Here is a 22510-nt window from a genome sequence, read left to right as displayed (position 1 = left end):
GGCCGCCGCGGCCCGCCCTCCCGGCTCTTCGCGGAGGCGTTGTCGGAGGCGTGTGTTAAGACTTCGTCCACCAACCCTCGGAGGTGCGAAGTGCGCGAACTGATCCACGAGCTGATCCTCCGTCATGCCACCGACACCGAAGGCAAGGCGGCCTTCGCCGATGCCGACGGCGCGGTGGGCTACGGCGAACTCGCCCGCCGCACCGCCCGGGTGGCCGGCAACCTCCGGGCCGACCGGGGCGGCCGGGTGGCGCTGTGCCTGTCCAACGGCGTGCCCGCCGTCACGGCCACCCTCGGGGTCTGCCGCGCGTCCGCCGTCGGCGTGCCGCTCGATCCGCGCGGCACCGACGACGACCTCCGGTACCGGCTGGCCGACAGCGGCGCCGAGCTGGTGATCACCGACCAGGAACACCTGGCGCGGGTACGGCGGGTGGCCGGTGCCCGCGTCGTCACCGTGGACGAACTGCTCGCACCCACCGCCGGCCGCCCCCGGGACGACCTCGGGCCCGAGGAGCCCGCCTGGATCCACTACACCTCGGGGACGAGCGGGGAGCCGAAGGGCGTGCCCTCGGCGCAGCAGTCGTGGCTCCGGTCGGCCGAACACTCCTACCGGGACCTGCTGGGCATGTCCGGCGAGGACCACCTGCTCTGGCCGCTGCCGCTGTTCCACGCGTACGGGCACTCGATGTGCCTGGTCGGCGTCCTGACCCTGGGGGCGGGCGCCCATGTGATGGAGCGCTTCACCGCCGACCGGGCCGCCGCCCTGCTGCGGCAGGCGCCGTTCACCGCACTCGGCGGCGTGCCGACGGTCTTCACCCAGCTCCTGGACGCCGGGGCCCCGCTGCCGCCGCTCTGCCTGTCCGCCGGGGCCCCGCTGCCACAGGAGCTGCGGGCCCGCTTCCGCCGCACGACCGGCCGTGAGCTGCACGACGCCTACGGCAGCACCGAGGCGTCCGGGAACATCTCCGTCGACGGCGTCGTCCTGCCCGGGATCGACACCCGGTTCGTGGACGGCGAGATCCAGCTGAAGCCGCCCGGCGCCGACCGGTGGCAGGCCACCGGGGACCTCGGCCACCGGGAGAACGGCCGGCTGGTGGTGACGGGGCGCGCCGGTGACATGGTCATCCGGGGCGGGGAGAACATCCACCCGGCGGAGATCGAACGGGTGCTGGCCCACGCCCCGGGCGTCCGGGAGGTCGCCGTGGTGGGCGAGCCCGACGGCCTGCTCGGCGAGGTGCCGGTCGCCTACGTCGTCGGCGACACGGATCCGGCGGCGCTGCTGGCCTTCTGCCGTCGCCGGCTGCCGACGCACCGGGTACCGGAGTCCGTCCGCCCGATCAGCCGGATTCCGCAGACCTCCTCGGGCAAGCCGGCCCGGCGTCGGCTGCGCTCCCAGTACCTGCTCGACCTGGTCCGGCGGGCCGCGGAGGGGATCACCGGCCGGCCGCCCGAGGTCGACCAGCCGTTCGTCGACGCCGGCCTGGACTCGCTCGGCGCCGTCCGGCTGGGAGAGCGGCTGGGCGCGGAGCTGGGCGTCACCCTGTCGCCGTCCCTGGTGTACGACCACCCCACGCCCCAGAAGGTGGCCGACTACCTCACCGGCGGGGTCACCGGTGCGCCACCGCCCGCCCGCACGGCCACCGAGCCGATCGCCATCGTCGGCATGGCCTGCCGCTACCCCGGCGGGATCGGCAGCCCCGAGGACCTCTGGCGGGTGCTCGAAACCGGCCGGGACACCATCACGGAGTTCCCCGCGGACCGGGGCTGGCCGCTGGACGAGCTGTTCCACCCGGACCCGGACCACATCGGCACCAGCTACGTCACCCGCGGCGGCTTCCTCACCGACGTGGCCGACTTCGACGCGGCCTTCTTCCGGATGTCGCCGCGCGAGGCCCTGGCCACCGACCCGCAGCAGCGCCTGCTGCTGGAGACGGCCTGGGAGGCGTCCGAGCGGGCCGGCATCGCGCCCGAATCACTGCGCGGCAGCAACACCGGGGTGTTCGTCGGCGTGATGTACAACGACTACGGCGGTCGCTTCCAGGGCACCGGACACCCCCTGGAGGCCCAGCTCGCCCTGGGCTCGGCGGGCAGCGTCGCCTCCGGGCGGATCGCCCACACCCTGGGGCTGCACGGGCCCGCGCTCACCCTGGACACGGCCTGCTCCTCCTCGCTGGTCGCCCTACACCTCGCGGCCGGCGCCCTGCGGGACGGCCAGTGCGACCTGGCCCTGGCCGGGGGAGCGACGGTGATGGCCACCCCGGACAGCTTCGTCGTGTTCAGCCGGCAGCGCGGCCTGGCCCCGGACGGGCGGGTCAAGCCCTTCTCCGCGGCCGCCGACGGCACCGTCTGGTCGGAGGGGGTCGGGCTGCTGGTCCTGGAGCGGGTGTCCGACGCGCTGCGCAACGGGCACCCGGTCCTGGCCCTGCTGCGCGGCTCCGCGGTCAACCAGGACGGGGCGTCGAACGGCCTCACGGCGCCCAGCGGCCCCGCCCAGGCAGCCGTGATCCAGCGGGCGCTGGCCGACGCCGGGCTGACCGGCGCCGAGGTGGACATGGTCGAGGCGCACGGCACCGGCACCGCCCTGGGGGACCCGATCGAGGCGGCCGCACTGCTCGCCACGTACGGGCAGGACCGCCCGGACCCGGTCCTGGTCGGCACCGTCAAGTCCAACCTCGGGCACACCCAGGCGGCCGCCGGGGTCGCGGGCGTGATCAAGGCCGTGCTGGCGATGCGCCACCACACCGTGCCCGCCACGCTGCACCTCGACCGGCCCAGCCCGTACGTCGACTGGTCGGCCGGCGCGGTCCGCCTGGTCACCGAGCCGACGCCCTGGCCGGCCCGGGACCGGGCGCGGCGGGCCGCCGTGTCCGCCTTCGGGATCTCGGGGACCAACGCGCATGTGATCGTCGAGGAGTACGAGCAACCGGAAGCGGCGGCGCCCCGGCCGCGGGGCACCCGGGCCTTCCGGCGCCGACGCTACTGGCTCGACCGCCCCGCCGAGCACCCGCTGATCGAGTCGACCGTCGTCGTGCCCGGCTCCGGGGAGGTGCTGTGCACCGCCGACCTCACCCCCGCGTGGCTGCTCGACCACATCGTCGACGGCACGGCGGTCGTGCCCGCCACGGCGATCCTGGAGCTGGCCCTGTACGCCGGGGAGCGGGCCGGCTGCGACACCGTCGACGAACTGGTCCTGCACGCGCCGATGCCGCTGCCGCAGACCCGGCGCGCCGAGCTCGTGGTGCGCCAGGAGGCCGACGGCGTCAGGCCGTTCGAGGTCTACGCGAACGGAGTCCGGTGCGCCGAAGGCCGGTTGGCCGCCCGCCCCGCACCTCGGGTGGACACCGGCGCCTGGCCCCCACCGGACGCCGAGGAGACCGAGGTCGAGCACGGCGAGGCCGGCCCGGCGTTCCGCGGGCTGTCCAGGATGTGGCGTCGCGGCGAGGAACTCTTCGGTGAGGTGCGCGGCGACTTACCGGACGCCGGGCGCTTCGGCCTCCACCCGGCCCTGTTCGACGCGGCGCTGCACCCGGCACGGCGGCTCGCCGACGGGGTGCCGTTCGCGCTGCGCGGGGTGCGCCTGCTGGCGCGGGGCGCCACGGCCCTGCGGGTGCGCATCCGTGCCGGGCGGATCGACCTCACCGACCAAACGGGGCGGCCGGTGGCGTCCGTCGAGTCCCTCACGGTGCGCCCCACCGGGCATCCCGCGCCGGGCACCGGCCGGGGCGCGCTGTACCGCCCCGAGTGGCACCGGACTCCGGGCCGGCCGCGCGGCCGGATCCACGAGGTGGCGCCGGGCGGCGACGCACCCGCCGCGCTGGCGCTCGCTCTGCGGGAGGTGCAGACCGGCCACGAGCACCTCACCGTCCTGGTGCGGCCGGGAGACCTGGCGGGCGCGGCGGTGGCCGGCCTGGTCCGGGTCGCGCAGAGCGAGCACCCCGGCCGGTTCACCCTGGCCGAACTCCACGACGGGCAGAGCGAGATCGTGGCCGAGCGCCCGGAGCTGGTCCCGGTGCCGGGCGGCGCGGGCGAGGCCTTCCAGTGGCGCGGGACGGTCCTGATCACCGGCGGCGGCGCGCTGGGCCGGGCGGTCGCCGACCACCTGCGCGGCAAGGGCGTCCGCGTCGTGGTCGCGAGCCGCAGCGGTGAGACGCCCCTGGACGTCACCGACCGGGCGGCGCTGGCCGCGCTGGTCGACTCGATCGACGGCCTGCGCGCCGTGGTGCACACGGCCGGGGTGCTGGACGACGGAATCCTCGCCTCGATGACCCCGGCGCGGCTGGCGACGGTGTGGCGCCCCAAGGCCGAAGCCGCCTGGCAGCTCCACGAGTTGACCGCACACCGGGAGCTGGACGCCTTCGTGCTGTTCTCCTCGGCGGCCGGTGTGCTAGGCCACGCCGGACAGGCCAACTACGCGGCGGCCAACAGCTACCTGGACGAACTCGCCCGCCACCGGCGGCGGTCGGGGCTGCCCGCGCTCTCCCTGGCCTGGGGCCCCTGGACGGTCGGGATGGCGGCCGGCCGACCGGCCACCCCCGGCCTGACGCCCCTCGCCCCCACCGAGGGCGTGGCCCTGCTGGAGGCGGCGCTGCGCACCGACGAGCCGGTGCTGGTACCGGTCGCCTTCGACGACCGCCCGCCCCTGCCGTCCCGCTCGTCCGGCCCCGAATCACCGAGGACGCGGGAGACACCGCCCCCGCCGACCGACACCCTGGAACTGGTCTGCGCCGAGGTCGCCGCCGTCCTCAGCTACCCGGACGTCCACCCGGACACCCCGCTCCTCGACCTCGGTTTCGACTCGCTGACCTCGCTCGAACTGCGCAACCGCCTGGAGACGCGGCTCGGCCTGCGGCTGCCCGCCACGGTGGTGTTCGACGTCCCCACACCCAGGGCCCTCGCCGAACAGCTGCGCCCGCCACCGGCCCCGGGGACGCTCGGCTTCCTCTACCGCAAGCTGTGCGAGCTGGGCCGCTCCCGGGAGGCCATGCACCTGCTGGTCTCCGCCTCCTGGGCGCTGCCCTCGGCGGCCGCGCTCCCGTCCGTCGCCCCGCAGCGACTCGGCGGCGAGGGGCTCGGCGCCGGCGCCGGCCCGGCCATCGTCTGCTTCCCCGCCTTCGCCTCACCCCCGGGGGAGTACGGCCGCCTCGCCGAGCACCTGCCGGGCCTGTGGGTCCTCCCGCACCCGGGCTACGACGGCGGCCCCGTCCCGGACGACATGGAGGCCCTCGTCCGGGCCCACGCCGCCTCGATCCGGCGGCTCGACCGGCCGGTGGTGCTGCTGGGCCGTTCCACCGGAGGCCTGGTCGCCCAGGCCGTCGCCGAGCGCGTCGGCGCCGAGGCCGTGGTGCTGGTGGACACCCACCCCGTCCGGGACGAGGAGTGGCTCACCGAGCTGGCGGTCCCCGGCGCGCTCGGGCTGGACGAGCCCGGCCTCGCGGCGATGGGCGCCTACGCCCGGATCTTCCTGGGCTGGGAGGGGAAGACGACCGTCCCCACCCTGCGCCTGCGCGCCGGCGAGGTGCCGGGCGACCACCACTCGATCCTCGACGAGCACGTGGCCACCACGGCGGAAGCGATCCGCGGCTGGCTCGCCCGGACGCTGCCTCCCGGGCCGGCGGCCGGTCCGCCCGACACGGAGGGTGAGCCGGGACAAGGCCCGCGGTGACGGCGTTCCAGCAGGAACGGGCACGGCTGTAGGGAAGCCGGTATGGCATTCGACGATCCGGATCCGGGTGCGCGGACGGCTCGCGCTACCTGCCGATCGCCGAGCACGGACTGATCGGCGATCTGCGCTCCGCCGCCCTGGTGGGCACGGACGGCACGATCGACCGGTCCTGCTGTCCGTGCTTCGAGGGCCCGGCCCTCGGCCCAGCTGAGGTCGGCCGGGTGGGGTTCCCGACTGACGCTTCGTGGTCGCCCACTGTGCGAGTCCGGGGGTCATGGCTGCTGGTCGGCAGCCTCGGCGTCGACCCCGACCGCCTCCCCGGCGGCCACCTCGGCGAACGGCCGGGCATCCGCATCCTCGAAGCCACCCCGGACCGGATCGTGGGCTCCATGCCAGTCGAGGGCGACCAGCAGCCGTACGGACTGCTGCATGGCGGTGCTTCAGCCGCACTCGCAGAGACGCTCGGCTCGATCGGCGCAGCACTCCACGCCGGGCCCGGCCGGTACGCGGTCGGCGTCGACCTCAACGCCACCCACCACCGCCCGGCCACCTCCGGTCACGTCACCGGCATCGCGACCGCCCTCTTCAGGAGCCGGACCGCAGCCACCTACAAGATCGCCATCACCGACGACACCGGAAAACGCATCAGCAGCTGCCGCCTGACCGGCCTGCTCCGCGACATCTGACCGCGGTGTGCTTGCGGCCGGTCGGCTGCGCGAGATCGAAGCGGGGCCGTCGGCGTGTTCGCTGCAACGGTCCCCGCAGCGGGCCGGCGGGCTGGGATACCGCGGGCACGGTGAATCGACTGCTCCATGCCCAGTCGCCTTGTCTCCTTGGCCGCTGGGCCCTTCTCGGCGCCCCCGCCCGTCAAGAGGCACCAGCCGGCCGCCGGAGCGCAGCCGCCGGAGCGCCGGCAGCCATGGTCAGCCGCCTGCGCGAGACGTGAAGGCTGGCGACCTACACCTCATCACCCTGGTCGACGTCGGGCAGCGTCTCACCGAACCGCTCCAGCGCCGCCTCCGGCCCGCAGCCGAAGGCGCGGCCGATGTACTCCCAGGTCATCAGGTTGTCGCGGGCCCTGCGGCCGGCCAGCAGCGCGGTCGAACCGGCGGCTCGCTCGAACCGGGCGGCCGCACGCACGGCGGCGTTCGGCCTGCTCTCCGTCAGGTCGCAGATCCGGTCCACCAGCGCCGCGACCAGCTCCTCGACCTCGCGCGGCACCACACCCTCGGCCAGGTCGACGTGCCACTCCCAGTCCGCGAACGGCCCGGTGGCCTCGCCCACCGCCTCGGTCGCCTGGTCGTCACCGAAGTCCAACAGGTGCATCCGCTCACCCCGCCAGCCGCAGCTGCAACCACCGCGCACGGCGGCGGCCCGAGGACCGTCCGCACCGTTGTAGAGCCACCAGGTGGTGCGCCCGTCCGGCAACGGCGCCGGCTCGCTGCCGTCCGCCAACACCGCCGCCGGGAAACTCCGGTGGCGCCTGCTCTCGTCAACCCATGGCATGCCGTGTCCCTCGCGTCCCTGGAGTACAGGTACCAGGGTTCTCAGCCTGTGACGCACTGTCAAGGCATCACGACAACCGGTGCGATCCGCAGACCAGGGCGGCGCGCGCCAGCCGCCGCGCGCCGGTCCTTCTCGCTGTTGGTCAGCGTCCTGGGCTGGGAGGCGCTGCTGGGGGAGGTGGCGGGCGGTGGCCAGCCGGTGGGGGGCTGAGCCGGGCGGTGGCCGGGCGCGGGCCGAGGCCGGCGGCGAGTGCCTCGGAGGCGCGGTTGGGTCGCAAGTAGGCGGTGTTGCGTCGGCGGTCAAGCCGCTCGGCCCGCACCAGCTCTTGCCCGTCCCGGGGACGGCGCCCGGCCGGGGTCGGCGGGCCGTCCCGGGGGCGGCCCGCACACCGACGGCCCACCGCCCGGGGGGTGGTGGGCCGCCTGGGCGGGCGCCAGGTCGTCCGCCGTCAGTCCGCGGTCGGCGGCACGACGGACAGCTCGGCGCCGCCGGTGACCCGCAGCAGCTCCTGGTACGTCATCGGCACGACGGTGTGCGGGTGCCCGGCCGCCGCCCACAGCACCTCGTACCCCTGCAGCGCGGTGTCGACGACGGTGCGCAGCGGGGCCGGGTGGCCGGTCGGGGCGACGCCGCCGATGGCCTGGCCGGTGGCCTCGCGGACCTGGTCCGCGGAGGCCCGGGTGATCCGCCCGGCGCCCAGCTCCGCCGCCAGGTAGCCGGTGTCGACCTTGTGGGCGCCGCTGGTCATCACCAGCAGCGGTTCGCCGTCGCAGCTGAACACCAGGCTGTTGGCGATCGCCCCGACCTCGCAGCCGAGGGCGGCGGCGGCCTCGGCGGCCGTGCGGGCGGAGTCGGGCAGGACGACGATCTCACCGGCGACGCCGGCGGCTGCCAGGGCTTCGGCGACGGCGACGCTTCGTGTGGGAAGGGGTGAACTCATCGCCCCATCATGCCCTTTCCTGATCCGGCCGCCACACTTCCCACAGTGGCCCGCGCGGCCGCGCTGAGCACCGCCCGTACACCGGCCGTGAGCACCGAGGCGTCCCGCCCGGCGCCCCAGACCACCGGGCCACCGCCGCCCGCCCGCGCCTCCACGTAGGCGATCGCGTCCGGGCTGCCGGCGACCTTGTGCTCGGTGAAGGAGAGGATCTCCACGCCCACCGCGTCCGCGACGGCGTCCACCGGCCCGGCGCCGCTGCCCGGGCGGCCGTCCACCTCGGCCCGCTCTCCGTCGACCCGCCAGACCGGATCGGCGCCGGCCGCCAGGTACTCGGCCCGGAACAGCTCGTACAGCTCCTCCCCGGTCACCTCCCGCCCGCTGTCGTCGGTCGCCTCCTGGACGACCCGGGCGAACTCGATCTGGAGCCGCCGGGGCAGCTCCAGCCCGGCCGCGGTCTGCAGCAGGTAGGCGATCCCGCCCTTGCCGGACTGGCTGTTGACCCGGATCACCGCCTCGTAGTCGCGCCCGAGGTCGGCCGGGTCGATCGGCAGGTACGGCACCGACCAGGGCGCCTCCCGTTCGGGCAGCCCGAGTTCGGCGGCGGTCCGGGTGTGCCGGGCGAAGCCCTTCTTGATGGCGTCCTGGTGGGTGCCGGAGAAGGCGGTGTGCACCAGGTCGCCCGCGTAGGGGTGGCGTTCGGGTACGGGCAGCCGGTTGCAGTGCTCGACGGTGCGCCGGATCGTGTCGATGTCGGAGAGGTCGAGCATCGGGTCGACGCCCTGGGTGTGGAGGTTGAGGGCGAGGGTGACCAGGTCGACGTTTCCGGTGCGCTCGCCGTTGCCGAACAGGCAGCCCTCGACCCGCTGGGCGCCGGCCAGCACGGCGAGTTCGGCGCAGGCGACGCCGGTGCCCCGGTCGTTGTGGGGGTGGACGGAGAGGATCACGGCGTCGCGCCGGGCGAGGTGGCGGTCGACGTACTCGATCTGGTCGGCGTAGACGTTGGGGGTGGCGATCTCGACGGTGGCCGGCAGGTTGTGGATGACGGGCCGGTCGGGGCTGGCGTCCCACAGCTCGCTCAGGCCGTTGCAGACCTCCAGCACGTAGTCCGGCTCGGTCAGGTTGAACACCTCGGGCGAGAACTGGAACCGCAGGCCGTCCCGGCCGTCGCCGCGCCGGGCCATGTGCTCGGCCGCCGCCGTGATCAGCGCCCGCAGCTCGGCCCGGTCCTTGCCGAGGACGACGTCGCGCCAGAGCGGGGCGGTGGCGGTGTAGAGGTGGACGACGACGCGCGGCAGGCCTTCGACGGCCTCGAAGGTGCGATCGATCAGGTCGGCCCGGGCGGCGGTGAAGACGACGATCGTGACGTCCTCCGGCAGGGCGTCGGGGTGCTCGGCGAGCCGGCGGACGAAGTCGAAGTCGGTGCGGCTGGCGGAGGGGTAGCCGACCTCGATCTCCTTGAAGCCCATGGCCAGGAAGAGGTCGAACATCCGCTGCTTGCGCGCCGGGTCCATCGGCTCGGCGAGCGCCTGGTTGCCGTCGCGCAGGTCGACGGGCACCCAGAGCGGGGCCCGCTCGATCCGGCGGCCGGGCCAGCGGCGCAGCAGGGCGGGGACGTGGACCCGCTCGTGGGCGGGACGGTAGCGGTGCGAGGGCATGGCGCCGCCGCGCTGGGGGTTCCAGGCGGGGGCATCGGCCGGTACGGCGTCGGCGGGGGCGTGCAGGGTCGGGAATCGCATGGGACTTCCTCAACTGGGGTACCGGGGACCGGCAGGACGGCGCCCCGCAGCGGGGTGCCGGTCTGGTCACGCCCCGCTGCGGCCCCCAAGAAGGAGAGCGCTCCACGGCCACATGCCCGGTAGAGTAACCACGACAGAAGTACTCAGACAACCTGACAGGTGACGACGATGCCCGCGCTCCGCCCCTCCCCCCTCGCCGAACAGGCCGCCGCGCTGATCGAGGAGCGGATCCGGTCCGGCGAGTGGCCGGTCGGCGGCAAGCTGCCCGGCGAGGTGGCCCTCGCCAAGGAGCTGGGCGTCGGCCGCTCGACCGTGCGGGAGGCGCTGCGCACCCTCGCCGCGGCCGGGATGGTGCACAGCCGCCAGGGCTCCGGGGTGTTCGTCACCTCCGACCGCCCGACCTCCGGGGACTGGGCCACCCGGCTGCGCGCCGCCGAGCTGGCGTACGTCTACGAGGTGCGGACGATGGTGGAGGTGCAGGCCGCCCGGCTGGCCGCCGAGCGCCGCACGGAGGCCGACCTCGCCGCCGTGGACGCTGCGCTGGCCGCCCGCCTGGCTGCGGGCGGGGCGGACGACACGGCCTTCGTGGACTCCGACATCGCGCTGCACACCGCCGTCGTGGCGGCCGCCCACAATCCCGTCCTGGACGACCTCTTCGCCCAGTTCGCCCCGGTCCTGCGGGAGCACCTGGTCGCCCTGGTCGGGCTGTTCGGGCTGCGCGAGGGGGATCCGAACCAGGGGTACGACTCGCACGCGGAACTCGTCCGGGCGCTGCACGCGGGTGATCCGGCGATGGCGGGGCGGGTGCTGGCGGAGGAGCTGGAGTCGACGCGCTCGCGGCTGCTGGGCTCCTGACGGGTCGACTTCCCGACAACTCGACAGATCGCTACCGGAAGGGGCACCACACAGTCCTCGATCTGCCGCACCACCACGCGGCCGGAGCCCGGCACGCACCACCGGGACTCAAAGGGGGCGCTGGCTTCGGGGGCCGGGCACCGCGGAGTAGGGGACGAAGGTGCTGGTGCGTTCGTCGACGGCCAGTGGGCGGCCGATGGCCGGGGCGGAGCGCTGCGGGCACGTGGGGCGTTCGCAGACCTTGCAGCCGAGGCCGATCGGGGTGGCGGCGCTCTCGTCGCCGAGGTCGAGGCCGGCCGAGTACACCAGCCGTCCGGCGTGGCGGATCTCGCAGCCGAGGCCGATGGCGAAGGTCTTGCCGGGGCGGCCCCAGCCGCCGGGGGAGCGGGTGACGGCGCGGGCGGTCCACAGATAGCGGCGGCCGTCGGGCATGGCGGCGACCTGGACGTGGACCCGTCCCGGTGAGGCGAAGGCGTCGTAGACGTTCCAGAGCGGGCAGGTGCCGCCGGTGCGGGAGAAGTGGAAGGCCGTGGCGGACTGCCGCTTGGAGACGTTCCCGGCACGGTCGACGCGCACGAAGGAGAACGGGACGCCGCGCAGCCGTGGGCGCTGGAGGGTGCTGAGCCGGTGGCAGACGGTCTCGTAGCCGACGCCGAAGTGGTCGGTGAGGTGCTCGATGTCGTAGCGGGCGGCCTCCGCCTGCGCGTGGAAGACGGCGTAGGGCAGGACGAGGGCGGCGGCGAAGTAGTTCGCCAGGCCGATGCGGGTGAGGGAGAACGCGGTGGATCCTTCCGGACTGTCCTGGACGGCGAGTTCGGACAGCAGGGAGTCGTGTTCCAGGTAGGCGAGCTGGGTGGCCATCCGGAAGGCCAGCTGGCCGGGGCGCAGCCGATCCGACAGGTGCAGGGTCCGGGTCTGCTCGTCGTACCGGTGCAGTTGTCCGTTTCCGGTGGCGATCCGGACCTGGTGCGTGGTGGCGAGCCGTTCGCTCAGCGCCTCCCTGACCCCGCCGCGCCTCAGCTTGATGGAATCAGCCAACTCCTCTGCGGCCGTGTCGAGTTCGTGGACATAGTTGCGGCGGCTGTAGAAGAACTCCCGGACCTGTTCGTGCGGAGTGCGGGCGTTGGCCTCGGGGCCACGGTCCCCGGCGAGGACGGCAAGCTGTTCGGCCGCGTCGCGGCGGCCGCGGGCGAGGTCCGTCAGCAGCCTTGCCACGGCGGGCAGTCGGGCAGCCAGCTCGTCGAGGTCGCCTGCGGTGACTTGTCCGACGGTGATCTCCTCGCCGAGAGTGTCCCGTAGTTCGGCGCTGAGCCGGGCGCTGTCCGGAGGGGCGAAGTAGCCGGCCTCCACCCCGAAGGCCTCGGTGAGCCGAAGCAGCACGGGCACGGTCAGCGGCCGGGCGTCGTGCTCCAGCTGGTTGACGTAGCTGGGCGAGAGGTCGATCAGCCGGGCGAGGGCGGCCTGGCTGAGCCCGCGCTCCTCGCGCAGGCGGCGCAGCCGGGCACCGGCGAAGGCCTTTCCCATGTCGCTCCCTCCACTGCGCCCGCCCTGGGCGGATGCGGTGCAGGCAGCTTAGGCGTCGGGGCCGAGGCCGGATCGTCGCAACCTTCGCAGATTTGCTGATGATCGTTCGCAGAAGTTGGCATTGGTCCACCGGTGACGGCGGCCAGGCAAGCTGCCAGAGTCAGTGGTGCGGCCGGGAGGTGCGCAGGACAACGGTGAAACACCAGGTCGATCGCGGTCTGGTGGGTTGTCAGGGCGTCCACGTCCCGCGGTGCACCACCGCAGCCCGGCACCGTCCGGCCGCCCACTCGCCCGAGCGGTGAAATGCCTCACACCCTTCGCAACGAGCATCCCCGGGAGCAGACCATGACGACGTCGGTTCGGCAGCAGCAGGAGCAGCGCGCGGCGGCGCTCGCCGCCCGGTGGGCGTCTGACCCCAGGTGGGCGGGCATCGAGCGCACCTACACGGCGGCCGACGTGGTGCGCCTGTCGGGCACCGTGCGCGAGGAGCACACGCTGGCCCGGCGCGGCGCCGAGCGGCTGTGGACCCAGCTGCACGAGCAGGACTACGTCCACGCGCTCGGCGCGCTGACCGGCGGCCAGGCCGTGCAGATGGTGAAGGCCGGGCTCCAGGCGATCTACCTCTCGGGCTGGCAGGTTGCGGCCGACGCCAACCAGGCCGGGCAGACTTACCCCGACCAGAGCCTCTACCCCGCCAACTCCGTTCCCCAGGTGGTGCGGAGGATCAACAACGCGCTGCTGCGCGCCGACGGGATCGACGCCGCGGAGGGCAACGACGGCCCGGACTGGCTGGTGCCGGTCGTCGCCGACGCCGAGGCCGGCTTCGGCGGCCCGCTGAACGCCTTCGAGCTCACCAAGGGCATGATCGCGGCCGGCGCGGCGGGCATCCACTACGAGGACCAGCTCGCCTCCGAGAAGAAGTGTGGCCACCTCGGCGGCAAGGTGCTCGTGCCCACCGCCCAGCACGTCCGCACCCTCAACTCGGCCCGCCTGGCGGCCGACATCGCCGACGTGCCCACCCTGATCGTGGCCCGCACCGACGCGCTCGCCGCCAACCTGCTGACCACCGACGTGGACGAGCGCGACGCCCGCTTCTGCACCGGCGAGCGCACCGACGAGGGCTTCTACCGGGTCGAGCCCGGCATGGCCCCGGTGATCTCGCGTGGCCTCGCCTTCGCCCCGTACGCCGACCTGCTCTGGGTGGAGACCGGCACCCCGGACCTCGCCCAGGCCCGCGAGTTCGCGGAGGCGATCAAGGCCGAGCACCCGGACAAGATGCTCGCCTACAACTGCTCGCCGTCCTTCAACTGGAAGGCCGCCCTGGACGACGACCAGATCGCCAAGTTCCAGCGCGAGTTGGGCGCCATGGGCTATCGCTTCCAGTTCATCACGCTGGCCGGATTCCACGCGCTCAACCACTCGATGTTCCAGCTCGCACGCGGCTACGCCGAGCACGGCATGACGGCCTACGTCGACCTCCAGGAGGCCGAGTTCGCCGCGGTGCCGGACGGCTACACCGCCGTGAAGCACCAGCGCGAGGTCGGCACCGGGTACTTCGACCTCGTCTCCACCGCGCTCAACCCGAACGCCGAGACGCTGGCGCTCACCGGCTCCACCGAGGCCGAGCAGTTCCACTGAGCGACCCGGGAAAGCCTGAACCGCTACCGAGCCACCCTGGCGGCCTCGTTGGGGACGAGGCAGCCGTCCACCCCGCCGCCCTGGGCCTCGTTGAGGGACGAGGCCCAGGGCGCCTTCCGCCCGCCCCATGGAGAGCCGGATGAGCCAGCCCAGCCGCATCGAGATCCTCGGCGCACACGAGGACCGCTTCGACGAGATCCTCACCCCCGAGGCGCTCGCCTTCCTCACCCGTCTGCACGACCGGTTCGCGGACCGCCGCACCGAGCAGCTCGCCGAACGCGGCCGTCGTGCCTGCGCGTTGGCCGCCGGCGGCACGCTGGACTTCCTCCCGGAGACCCGCACCATCCGCGAGGACCCCACCTGGCGGGTGGCCGGTGCCGGTCCCGGCCTGCACGACCGTCGGGTGGAGATCACCGGCCCGCCCGAGCGCCGGATGACCGTCAACGCCCTGAACTCCGGCGCGAAGGTCTGGCTGGCGGACTTCGAGGACGCCACCGCCCCGACCTGGCACAACCTCGTCACCGGGCAGCTCAACCTGGTCGACGCGGTCGAGCGGCAGATCGACGACACCACCCCGGAGGGCAAGCGGTACTACATCGGGAACGACCCGGCCACCATCGTCGTCCGCCCCCGCGGCTGGCACCTGGACGAACACCACCTGCTGATCGACGGCCGTCCCACCGTCGGAGCCCTGGTCGACTTCGGCCTCTACCTCTTCCACTGCGGCCGACCACAGATCGCGGCGGGCTCCGGGCCGTACTTCTACCTGCCCAAGCTGGAGAACCACCTCGAAGCCCGGCTCTGGAACGAGGTCTTCACGTTCGCCCAGGCCGACCTCGGCATCCCGCACGGCACGATCCGTGCCACCGTCCTGATCGAGACCATCACCGCCGCCTTCGAGATGGACGAGATCCTGTACGAGCTGCGCGAGCACGCCGCCGGCCTCAACGCGGGCCGCTGGGACTACCTGTTCAGCCTGATCAAGAACTTCGCCCGGCACGGCCCCCGGTACGTCCTGCCCGACCGGGCCTCGCTGACCATGACCCAGCCGTTCATGCGCGCCTACACCGACCTGCTGGTGCGCACCTGCCACCGCCGGGGCGCCCACGCCATCGGGGGCATGGCCGCCGCGATCCCTCAGCGTGACCCGGAGGCCAACGCCGTCGCGTTGACCAGGGTCCGCGCCGACAAGGAACGCGAGGCCGGCGACGGCTTCGACGGCTCCTGGGTCGCCCACCCCGGCCTGGTGGCCACCTGCCGCACCGCCTTCGACGCCGTCCTCGGAGAGCACCCGAACCAGCTCGACCGCACCCGCGAGGACGTCGAGGTCACCGCCGCCGACCTGCTGGGCGTCCAGCGCCTCTCGGCCGGCCTGCCCACCGAGCAGGGCGTGCGCGCCAACGTCGCGGTCGCCCTGCGCTACCTGACGGCCTGGCTGGGCGGTGCCGGCGCGGTCGCCGTCTTCGGGCTGATGGAGGACGTCGCCACCGCCGAGATCGCCCGCTGCCAGCTCTGGCAGTGGCAGCACCACTGCACCCGCCTCACCGGTGGCTCGCTCGCCACTCCCGACCTGGTGCGCCGGCACATCGACCGGGAACGCGCCACGCTGCTCGCCGAGGGCGCCGACCCGGCGCTGGTGGACGACGCGGTGCGCATCCTGGAGGACACCGCCCTCGGCGCCGACCTGCCCGCCTTCCTCACCACCGACGCCTACGCCCGCCACCTGGTGCGCACCACCGCCCCGACAGCCTGACCCACCCCCGTCCGCATCCACCCCGAAGGGGGCAACCGCATGAACGACATCCGCCGTGTGGCCGTCGTCGGCGCCGGGCAGATGGGCTCCGGCATCGCCGAGGTCTTCGCCCGCGCCGGCCTGGACACCATCGTCTGCGAGAACGGGTCGGCCGCACTGCGGGCCGCCCGCAGCCGGATCGACCGCTCCCTGCACCGCGCCGTCGACCGGGGCCGGATCAGCGAGGAGCAGCGCACCGACGCCTGGGCCCACCTGCTGTTCGCCGACGACCTGGAGGCGCTGGCCGACCGTCAGCTCGTCGTCGAGGCCGTCGTCGAGGACGAGGGAGTCAAGAGGGAGGTCCTCGACACCCTGGACAAGGTGTTGTTCGCCGAGGACGCCGTCCTGGCCACCAACACCTCGGCCATCCCCGTCACCCGCCTGGGCATCACCACCGGCCGGGCCTCCCACGTCCTGGGCCTGCACTTCTTCAACCCGGCCCCGGTGATGCCGCTGGTCGAGCTGGTCTCCTCCCTGCACACGGCACCGGCCGTCCTCGACCGGGTGGAGACCTTCGCGGCCGAGGTGCTCGGCAAGCACGTCATCCGGTCCCGGGACCGGGCCGGCTTCGTCGTCAACGCCCTGCTGGTGCCGTACCTGCTGTCCGCGATCCGGATGGCCGAGGCCGGCCACGCCAGCCCCGAGGACATCGACGCGGGCATGGTCCACGGCTGCGCCCACCCCATGGGGCCGCTCCGACTCGCCGACCTGATCGGCCTGGACACCGTCGAGGCGATCGCCCGCTCGATGTACGACGAGTACAAGGAGCCGCTGTACGCCCCACCGCCGCTGCTCTCCCGGATGGTCGAGGCCGGACTGCTCGGCCGCAAGAGCGGACGCGGGTTCCACTCGCACCGAGCGGTGTAGCGAAGGGTGCGCCTCGCCGGTGCCCGGCCCCTGTCGCGGAGGGCCGGGCACCGGCGAGGACGGCCGGCCCGACGACGAGGACGGCGGTGAAGGTGGTGACGGCGCGGCCGGTGTCCCAGCCGAGCGAGGTGGCGAGGTCGAACAGCAGGTAGCGGTGCCACTGTTCGGTGAAGGGCAGGCCCGGCAGGTAGGCGATGGAGCTGTTCGGATCGGCGGCGAACGGCCAGAAGGAGAGGTTGGCGCCGACCTGGCGTCGACGGCCTACCGTTGCGGGTCAGCGCCGGATTCGGACCGGACTTCCCCCAAGCGGCGGAGTCAGAACATGACGGCTCATCATGGCGAAACGGGAAAGATTCGGTCAAGGGATCGTGCGTCACGGCACGGTGTTCGAAGCCTCCCGTGACGCTGCTCCGGTAGGTCCCGAGCCGACGGGCGGTGCGCCACCCCGTCGAGGGGGGCGCACCGCGCGGGCCGTCATCGATTGCGGAACTCCGGCGGCCGCTTGTCGGTGAAGGCGGCCATGCCCTCCTTCTGGTCCGCCGTGGCGAAGGTGGCGTGGAAGAGCCGGCGCTCGAAGCGGACGCCTTCGGCGAGGGTGGTCTCGTACGAGCGGTTGACGCTTTCCTTGAGCATGATCGCCGCCGGGGCGGACATCGCCGCGATGGTTTCGGCGGTGGCCAGGGCCTCGGTGAGCAGCTGGTCGGCCGGGACGATCCGGGAGACCAGGCCGGCCCGCTCGGCCTCCTCGGCGCCCATCATCCGGCCGGTCAGGCACAGTTCCATGGCCTTGGCCTTGCCGACCGCGCGGGTCAGCCGCTGCGAGCCGCCGATGCCCGGGATCACGCCGAGCTTGATCTCCGGCTGCCCGAACTTCGCGGTGTCCGCCGCGAGCAGGACGTCGCACAGCATCGCCAGCTCGCAGCCGCCGCCCAGCGCGTAGCCGGCGACGGCCGCCACGACGGGCTTGCGCAGCGCGGCGAACCGGTCCCAGGCCGCGAACCAGTCGCCGAGGTAGGCGTCGACGAACTCCAGGGACTGCATCTCCTTGATGTCGGCGCCGGCCGCGAACGCCTTCTGCGAACCGGTGACCACCAGACAGCCGATGTCCGGGTCGCGGTCGAAGTCCGCTGCCGCGGCGACGACTTCGTTCATCAGGAGGGTGTTGAGCGCGTTGAGCGCCTTCGGGCGGTCGAGGGTGATCAGCCCGACCCGGCCCTTGCGCTCGACCAGGATCGTCTCGTAGGTCATGCGGCGCCCTTCCTGAGGGTGGTGATGATGGCGGAGAAGTCCAGCCCGGCGCCTGCTCCTTCGGCGAATGCGGCGTACAACTTCGCTGCCCTGCCGCCCAGTTCTGCCGGTACGGCACTGGCGGTGGCGGCATCGGCCGCGAGTCCGAGGTCCTTGGCCATCAGGGCGGCGGCGAATCCGCCGGCGTAGTCGCGGTTGGCCGGGCTGGTGGGGACGGGCCCGGGGACGGGGCAGTTGGACGTGAGCGCCCAGCACTGCCCGGAGGCGGCGGAGGCCACGTCGAACAGTGCCTCGTGGCTGAGCCCGAGGCTCTCCCCGAGGACGAAGGCCTCGCTGACCGCGATCATCGAGACGCCGAGGATCATGTTGTTGCAGATCTTCGCGGCCTGCCCCGCCCCGGAGGCACCGCAGTGCACGACCCTGCGGCCCATCGCGGCCAGCAACGGTTCGGCCTCGCCGAAGTCGGCGTCCTCCGCGCCGACCATGAAGGTCAGGCTCGCGGCCTCGGCGCCGGGCACACCACCGGAGACGGGTGCGTCGACGGCCCGGTGCCCGGCCGTGCGGGCCAGGTCGGCGGCGATCCGGGCGTCCCCGACGGCGATGGTGGAGCAGTCCACGAACAGCGCCTCGCGCGCGGCCGCGGTCAGGCCCTCGTAGGCCTCCAGCACGTGTCGGCCGGCCGGCAGCATGGTGATGACCACCTCGGCCCCGGACACCGCCCGCTCCGCCGACCCGGCGACGGTGATCCCGTGCCCCGCCGCCCGCTCACGGGCGTCCGCGGAGAGGTCGTAGCCGGTCACCCGGTGGCCGGCCTTGACCAGGTTGGCGGCCATCGGGCCGCCCATGTTGCCGAGTCCGATGAATCCGATGTCGAGGGTCACCAGCGCTCCAGGGACGTAGTGGCGGCGAGGCCGAGTTCGTCGGCACGGCGCGGGGCGAAGTAGCGGGCCACGGCGGCGGGTTCGACGGCGCTCAGGGTCGGCGGGTTCCAGCGCGGCGAGCGGTCCTTGTCGATGACCTGGGCCCGGATGCCCTCGGCGAGGTCCGGCGTGGAGAGGGCCGCGCAGGAGGTGCGGTACTCCTGGTCGAGCACGGCCTCCAGCGGGCCGAGCGCCCGGGCCCGGCGCAGGGCCGCCAGAGTCGCCTTCAGCGCGGTCGGGGAGTTGACGGTGATCCGGTCGACGGCCTTCTTCCCTTCGGGTTCGCCGCTGTCCCGTAGGCGGTCGAGGATCTCCTCGACCGTGCCGGCCGCGTAGCAGTCGTCGATCCACCCGCGCTGCCGGTCCAGGGCGCCGGTCGGCCTGGGCGCGACGTGCCGCTCCAGGGCGTCGTGCACCGGCAGCTCGGCGAGGTCGTCGAGCAGCGCCGGCACCCGCTCGGCGGGCACGAAGTGATCGGCGAGCCCGCACAGCATCGCGTCGGCGGCGCCGACGGAACCGGCGGTCAGGGCGAGGTGGGTGCCCAACTCTCCGGGCGCCAGGGCGAGCAGGTAGGTGCCGCCGACGTCGGGGACGAAGCCGATGCCGGCCTCGGGCATGGCGATGCGCGTGGTCTCCGTGACGATCCGGACGCTGCCGTGGGCGGACACGCCGACGCCCCCGCCCATCACGATGCCGTCCATCACGGCCACGTACGGCTTGGGGTAGCGGGCGATCCGGGCGTTGAGGCGGTACTCGTCCCGCCAGAACTGCTCGACCGCGCCCGGGTCGCCGCCGGTGGCCGCGCGGTGGATGGCGACGATGTCGCCGCCGGCGCAGAAGGCGCGGTCCCCGGCGCCGGTGATGACGACGGTGTCGACCCGGTCGTCCTGCTCCCACAGGTCCAGGGCCTCCGTGATGCGCAGCACCATGGTGTGGGTGAGGGCGTTCAGGGCCGCCGGCCGGTTGAGGACGATCAGCCCGGCCCGGCCCTCCCGCTGGACGAGGACCTCCTCGGTGTTGTTCAGGGCCATCACGCGGCTCCGGTCAGGCCGCGGGCGACGATGACGCGCATGATCTCGTTGGTCCCTTCCAGGATCTGGTGCACCCGCAGGTCGCGGACGATCTTCTCGATGCCGTACTCGGCCAGGTAGCCGTAGCCGCCGTGCAGTTGGAGGGCCTGGTTGGCGACCTCGAAGCCGGTGTCGGTGGCGTAGCGCTTGGCCATGGCGCACAGCTGGGGCGCCCGGGGATCGCCCCGGTCCAGGGCGGCCGCCGCCCGCCATACCAGCGCCCTGGCCGCCTCCAACTCCGTTGCCATGTCGGCGAGTCGGAACTGCAGGGCCTGGGAGTGCAGGAGCCGGGCGCCGAACGCCTCACGGTCCGCCAGGTAGCCGGTGGCGCGCTCCAGGGCGTCCTGCGCGCCGCCGATCGAGCAGGAGGCGATGCCGAGCCGGCCCCCGTTCAGCCCGCTCATGGCGATCCGGAAGCCCTCGCCCTCCGCGCCGAGCAGGCGGTCGGCGGGCAGGCGCACCCCGTCGAGGAGCACCTGCCGGGTGGGCTGGGCGTTCCAGCCCATCTTCCGCTCGTTCGGCCCGAACGAGACGCCGGGGTCGTCCCGTTGGACGACGAAGGCGGACACCCCGTCGGCCCCCGGGCCGCCGGTGCGGGCCATCACCAGGTAGACCTCGGAGGCGCCGGCGCCGGAGATGAACTGCTTGACGCCGTCCAGCACCCAGGCGTCCCCGTCCCGGCGGGCCCGGGTGGTCAGCGCGGCGGCGTCCGAGCCGGCGCCCGGCTCGGTGAGGCAGTAGCTGGCGGGGGTCTCCATCGTGCAGAGACCAGCCAGCCGGCGGGCGCGCTGGGCGTCGTCGCCGTAGCGGTCGATCATCCAGGCGACCATGTTGTGGATGGACAGGTAGGCGGCGATCGAGGGGCAGCCGGTCGCCAGCGCCTCGAAGACGAGCACGCCGTCGGCGCGGGTGAGCCCGGATCCGCCGGACTCCTCGCCGACGTAGACGCCGGCCAGGCCGACCTCCGCCGCCTTGCGCAGCACGTCCACCGGGAAGTGCTTGGCCTGGTCCCACTCGACGGCGTTCGGCGCGAGGTGCTCGCGGGCGAAGGCCCGGGTCGTCTCGACGATGGCGAGTTGATCGTCGGTCAGTTGAGCGTGCACGGCCCGCCTCAGCCCATCGTCGGCATGGTGAAGCTCGCGCCCTCCTTGACCCCGGAGGGCCAGCGCGAGGTGACGGTGCGGGTGCGGGTGTAGAAGCGGATCGAGTCCGGCCCGTGCTGGTTGAGGTCGCCGAAGGCGGAGCGCTTCCAACCGCCGAAGGTGTGGTAGGCGATCGGGACCGGGATGGGCACGTTGACGCCGACCATGCCGGTGTTCACCCGGCGGGTGAAGTCGCGGGCGGTGTCGCCGTCCCGGGTGTAGATGGCCACGCCGTTGCCGTACTCGTGCTCGCTGGGCAGCCGCAGCGCCTCCTCGTAGTCGGCGGCGCGGACGACGGTGAGCACCGGGCCGAAGATCTCCTCCTGGTAGATCCGCATGTCCGGGGTGACCCGGTCGAACAGCGAGGCGCCGAGGAAGTAGCCGTCCTCGTGGCCGGGGAGGCGGAAGTCCCTTCCGTCCACGACGAGTTCGGCGCCCTCCCGGACGCCGAGGTCCAGGTGGCCGCGGACGCGGTCCAGCGCGTCGCGGCCCACCAGCGGGCCGAAGTCCGCCGCCTGGTCGTCCGAGCGGCCGACCTTCAGCGCGGCGATCCGCTCGACCAGCTTGGCCACCAGGGCGTCCGCGGTCTCCTCACCCACCGGGACGGCGACCGAGATCGCCATGCAGCGTTCTCCGGCCGAGCCGTAGCCGGCACCGACCAGCGCGTCGGCGGCCTGGTCGAGGTCGGCGTCCGGCATCACGATCATGTGGTTCTTGGCGCCGCCGAAGCACTGCGCCCGCTTCCCGTGCGCGGCGGCGGTCGCGTACACGTACTGGGCGATCGGCGTGGAGCCGACGAAACCGAGCGCCTCGACCCGCGGGTCCTCCAGCAGGGTGTCCACGGCCTCCTTGCCGCCGTTGACCACGTTGAGCACGCCGGGTGGCAGCCCGGCCTCCAGGAACAGCTCGGCCAGCCGCAGCGGCACCGAGGGGTCGCGCTCGGAGGGCTTGAGGACGAAGGCGTTGCCGCAGGCCAGCGCGGGTGCGGCCTTCCACAGCGGGATCATCGCGGGGAAGTTGAACGGCGTGATGCCGGCGACGACACCGAGCGGCTGGCGCATCGAGTAGACGTCGATGCCGGTGCCGGCGTTGTCGCTGAACTCGCCCTTCAGCAGGTGCGGGATCCCGGCGGCGAACTCCACGACCTCCAGGCCGCGTTGGATGTCGCCGTGGGCGTCCGCGACGGTCTTGCCGTGCTCGGCGGACAGCAGCCGGGCCAGTTCCTCCCTCTCCTGCTCGACCAGTTGCAGGAATCGCAGCAGCACCCGCGCCCGCCGCTGCGGGTTCCACGCCGCCCACGCGGGCTGGGCCTGCGCGGAGTCGGCGATCACCGCCTCGACCTCGGCGCGGTCGGCCAGCGGCACCCGGGCCTGCACCCGGCCGGTGTTGGGGTCGTACACGTCGCCGAAGCGGCCGGACGTCCCGGCGACGCGCTTGCCGCCGACGAAGTGGGTCAGTTCACGGACCATCGGTTCCTACTCTCGACAGGGTCGGGGAGAGGAGGAATGGAGGCCGCCGCCGACGGGCGGGCGCACGGTGATGCGGCCCCGCGACGTCACGGTGGCGGTGGCATGACGAGCTGTCAGAGCGAGTGGGCCCCGGCAGTCGTCG

At 73.7% G+C, this 22510-nt stretch carries 15 protein-coding genes and 1 pseudogene; 6 read left to right on the top strand and 10 right to left on the bottom strand.

What is annotated here, in order from left to right; translation table 11 throughout:
- Window positions 1-90: 90 nt before the first annotated feature.
- Both ACZ5OX_RS26435 and ACZ5OX_RS26430 read left to right on the top strand, forming a co-directional pair.
- Window positions 91-5661 (top strand): beta-ketoacyl synthase N-terminal-like domain-containing protein, encoded by a 5571-nt coding sequence (locus ACZ5OX_RS26435; protein WP_465633519.1) that lies wholly within the window; start codon window positions 91-93, stop codon window positions 5659-5661.
- Window positions 5662-5918: 257 nt separating this feature from the next.
- Window positions 5919-6347 carry a PaaI family thioesterase gene (locus ACZ5OX_RS26430; RefSeq protein ID WP_465633517.1) on the top strand — a complete coding sequence of 143 codons (429 nt, stop codon included), beginning with the start codon at window positions 5919-5921 and terminating at the stop codon, window positions 6345-6347.
- A 271-nt stretch (window positions 6348-6618) separates the two neighbouring features.
- On the opposite strand, the gene ACZ5OX_RS26425 is transcribed toward ACZ5OX_RS26430, so the two are convergent.
- The 3 genes from ACZ5OX_RS26425 to ACZ5OX_RS26415 all read right to left on the bottom strand — a co-directional run bounded on the left by ACZ5OX_RS26425 (window position 6619) and on the right by ACZ5OX_RS26415 (window position 9843).
- Complete coding sequence (locus ACZ5OX_RS26425; protein ID WP_465633515.1) at window positions 6619-7167, bottom strand: hypothetical protein; 549 nt, start codon at window positions 7165-7167, stop codon at window positions 6619-6621.
- Between the two features lie 448 nt (window positions 7168-7615).
- A complete protein-coding gene (locus ACZ5OX_RS26420; protein WP_465633513.1) occupies window positions 7616-8107 on the bottom strand; it encodes a YbaK/EbsC family protein in 492 nt (163 codons plus the stop codon).
- Window positions 8104-9843, bottom strand: a complete 1740-nt coding sequence (locus ACZ5OX_RS26415; protein ID WP_465633511.1) for a 2-isopropylmalate synthase — start codon at window positions 9841-9843, stop codon at window positions 8104-8106. Before ACZ5OX_RS26415 ends, ACZ5OX_RS26420 begins: the two co-directional genes overlap by 4 nt.
- Before the next feature lie 168 nt (window positions 9844-10011).
- Between ACZ5OX_RS26415 and ACZ5OX_RS26410 the strand changes: the two genes are divergently transcribed.
- Entirely contained in the window at window positions 10012-10698 is a 687-nt protein-coding gene (locus ACZ5OX_RS26410) for a FadR/GntR family transcriptional regulator (protein WP_465633680.1), read from the top strand.
- Window positions 10699-10806: 108 nt separating this feature from the next.
- Here ACZ5OX_RS26410 and ACZ5OX_RS26405 read toward each other — a convergent pair whose 3' ends face one another.
- Window positions 10807-12222 (bottom strand): short-chain fatty acyl-CoA regulator family protein, encoded by a 1416-nt coding sequence (locus tag ACZ5OX_RS26405; protein ID WP_465633509.1) that lies wholly within the window; start codon window positions 12220-12222, stop codon window positions 10807-10809.
- A gap of 345 nt (window positions 12223-12567) precedes the next feature.
- Here ACZ5OX_RS26405 and aceA point away from each other — a divergent pair, with 345 nt between their 5' ends.
- From aceA to ACZ5OX_RS26390, 3 genes are all read left to right on the top strand, one after another.
- A complete protein-coding gene (aceA, locus tag ACZ5OX_RS26400; RefSeq protein ID WP_465633508.1) occupies window positions 12568-13860 on the top strand; it encodes an isocitrate lyase in 1293 nt (430 codons plus the stop codon).
- Between the two features lie 139 nt (window positions 13861-13999).
- A complete protein-coding gene (gene aceB, locus ACZ5OX_RS26395; RefSeq protein ID WP_465633506.1) occupies window positions 14000-15613 on the top strand; it encodes a malate synthase A in 1614 nt (537 codons plus the stop codon).
- Between the two features lie 39 nt (window positions 15614-15652).
- Window positions 15653-16519: a 3-hydroxybutyryl-CoA dehydrogenase gene (locus ACZ5OX_RS26390; RefSeq protein WP_465633504.1), complete on the top strand. Its 867-nt coding sequence runs from the start codon at window positions 15653-15655 to the stop codon at window positions 16517-16519.
- Here ACZ5OX_RS26390 and ACZ5OX_RS26385 read toward each other — a convergent pair.
- The 6 genes and pseudogenes from ACZ5OX_RS26385 to ACZ5OX_RS26360 all read right to left on the bottom strand — a co-directional run.
- Window positions 16512-16757 (bottom strand): annotated as a pseudogene (locus tag ACZ5OX_RS26385) (ECF transporter S component); the annotation flags it as partial. The gene ACZ5OX_RS26390 and the pseudogene ACZ5OX_RS26385 overlap by 8 nt on opposite strands.
- A gap of 236 nt (window positions 16758-16993) precedes the next feature.
- A complete protein-coding gene (locus ACZ5OX_RS26380) occupies window positions 16994-17767 on the bottom strand; it encodes an enoyl-CoA hydratase (RefSeq protein ID WP_465633502.1) in 774 nt (257 codons plus the stop codon).
- Window positions 17764-18648, bottom strand: a complete 885-nt coding sequence (gene mmsB / locus ACZ5OX_RS26375; RefSeq protein WP_465633500.1) for a 3-hydroxyisobutyrate dehydrogenase — start codon at window positions 18646-18648, stop codon at window positions 17764-17766. The genes ACZ5OX_RS26380 and mmsB overlap by 4 nt, the downstream gene beginning before the upstream one ends.
- On the bottom strand, window positions 18645-19718 hold the full coding sequence (locus ACZ5OX_RS26370; protein WP_465633498.1) for an enoyl-CoA hydratase/isomerase family protein: 1074 nt from the start codon (window positions 19716-19718) through the stop codon (window positions 18645-18647). The genes mmsB and ACZ5OX_RS26370 overlap by 4 nt, the downstream gene beginning before the upstream one ends.
- Complete coding sequence (locus ACZ5OX_RS26365) at window positions 19718-20860, bottom strand: acyl-CoA dehydrogenase family protein (protein ID WP_465633496.1); 1143 nt, start codon at window positions 20858-20860, stop codon at window positions 19718-19720. The genes ACZ5OX_RS26370 and ACZ5OX_RS26365 overlap by 1 nt, the downstream gene beginning before the upstream one ends.
- A gap of 8 nt (window positions 20861-20868) precedes the next feature.
- Window positions 20869-22368: a CoA-acylating methylmalonate-semialdehyde dehydrogenase gene (locus ACZ5OX_RS26360; protein WP_465633494.1), complete on the bottom strand. Its 1500-nt coding sequence runs from the start codon at window positions 22366-22368 to the stop codon at window positions 20869-20871.
- Window positions 22369-22510: the final 142 nt, after the last annotated feature.

This window comes from Kitasatospora sp. NPDC032121 (assembly GCF_055580145.1).
The sequence above is the reverse complement of the archived record's forward strand: the minus strand, read 5'-3'. Positions and strand labels throughout refer to the sequence as shown.

Coding starts and splice junctions, on each gene's coding strand:
- ACZ5OX_RS26425 (WP_465633515.1), bottom strand. CDS start 7,167: ATGCCATGGGTTGACGAGAGCAGGCGCCACCGGAGTTTCCCGGCGGCG.
- ACZ5OX_RS26420 (WP_465633513.1), bottom strand. CDS start 8,107: ATGAGTTCACCCCTTCCCACACGAAGCGTCGCCGTCGCCGAAGCCCTG.
- ACZ5OX_RS26415 (WP_465633511.1), bottom strand. CDS start 9,843: ATGCGATTCCCGACCCTGCACGCCCCCGCCGACGCCGTACCGGCCGAT.
- ACZ5OX_RS26410 (WP_465633680.1), top strand. CDS start 10,012: ATGCCCGCGCTCCGCCCCTCCCCCCTCGCCGAACAGGCCGCCGCGCTG.
- ACZ5OX_RS26405 (WP_465633509.1), bottom strand. CDS start 12,222: ATGGGAAAGGCCTTCGCCGGTGCCCGGCTGCGCCGCCTGCGCGAGGAG.
- aceA (WP_465633508.1), top strand. CDS start 12,568: ATGACGACGTCGGTTCGGCAGCAGCAGGAGCAGCGCGCGGCGGCGCTC.
- aceB (WP_465633506.1), top strand. CDS start 14,000: ATGAGCCAGCCCAGCCGCATCGAGATCCTCGGCGCACACGAGGACCGC.
- ACZ5OX_RS26390 (WP_465633504.1), top strand. CDS start 15,653: ATGAACGACATCCGCCGTGTGGCCGTCGTCGGCGCCGGGCAGATGGGC.
- ACZ5OX_RS26380 (WP_465633502.1), bottom strand. CDS start 17,767: ATGACCTACGAGACGATCCTGGTCGAGCGCAAGGGCCGGGTCGGGCTG.
- ACZ5OX_RS26370 (WP_465633498.1), bottom strand. CDS start 19,718: ATGGCCCTGAACAACACCGAGGAGGTCCTCGTCCAGCGGGAGGGCCGG.
- ACZ5OX_RS26360 (WP_465633494.1), bottom strand. CDS start 22,368: ATGGTCCGTGAACTGACCCACTTCGTCGGCGGCAAGCGCGTCGCCGGG.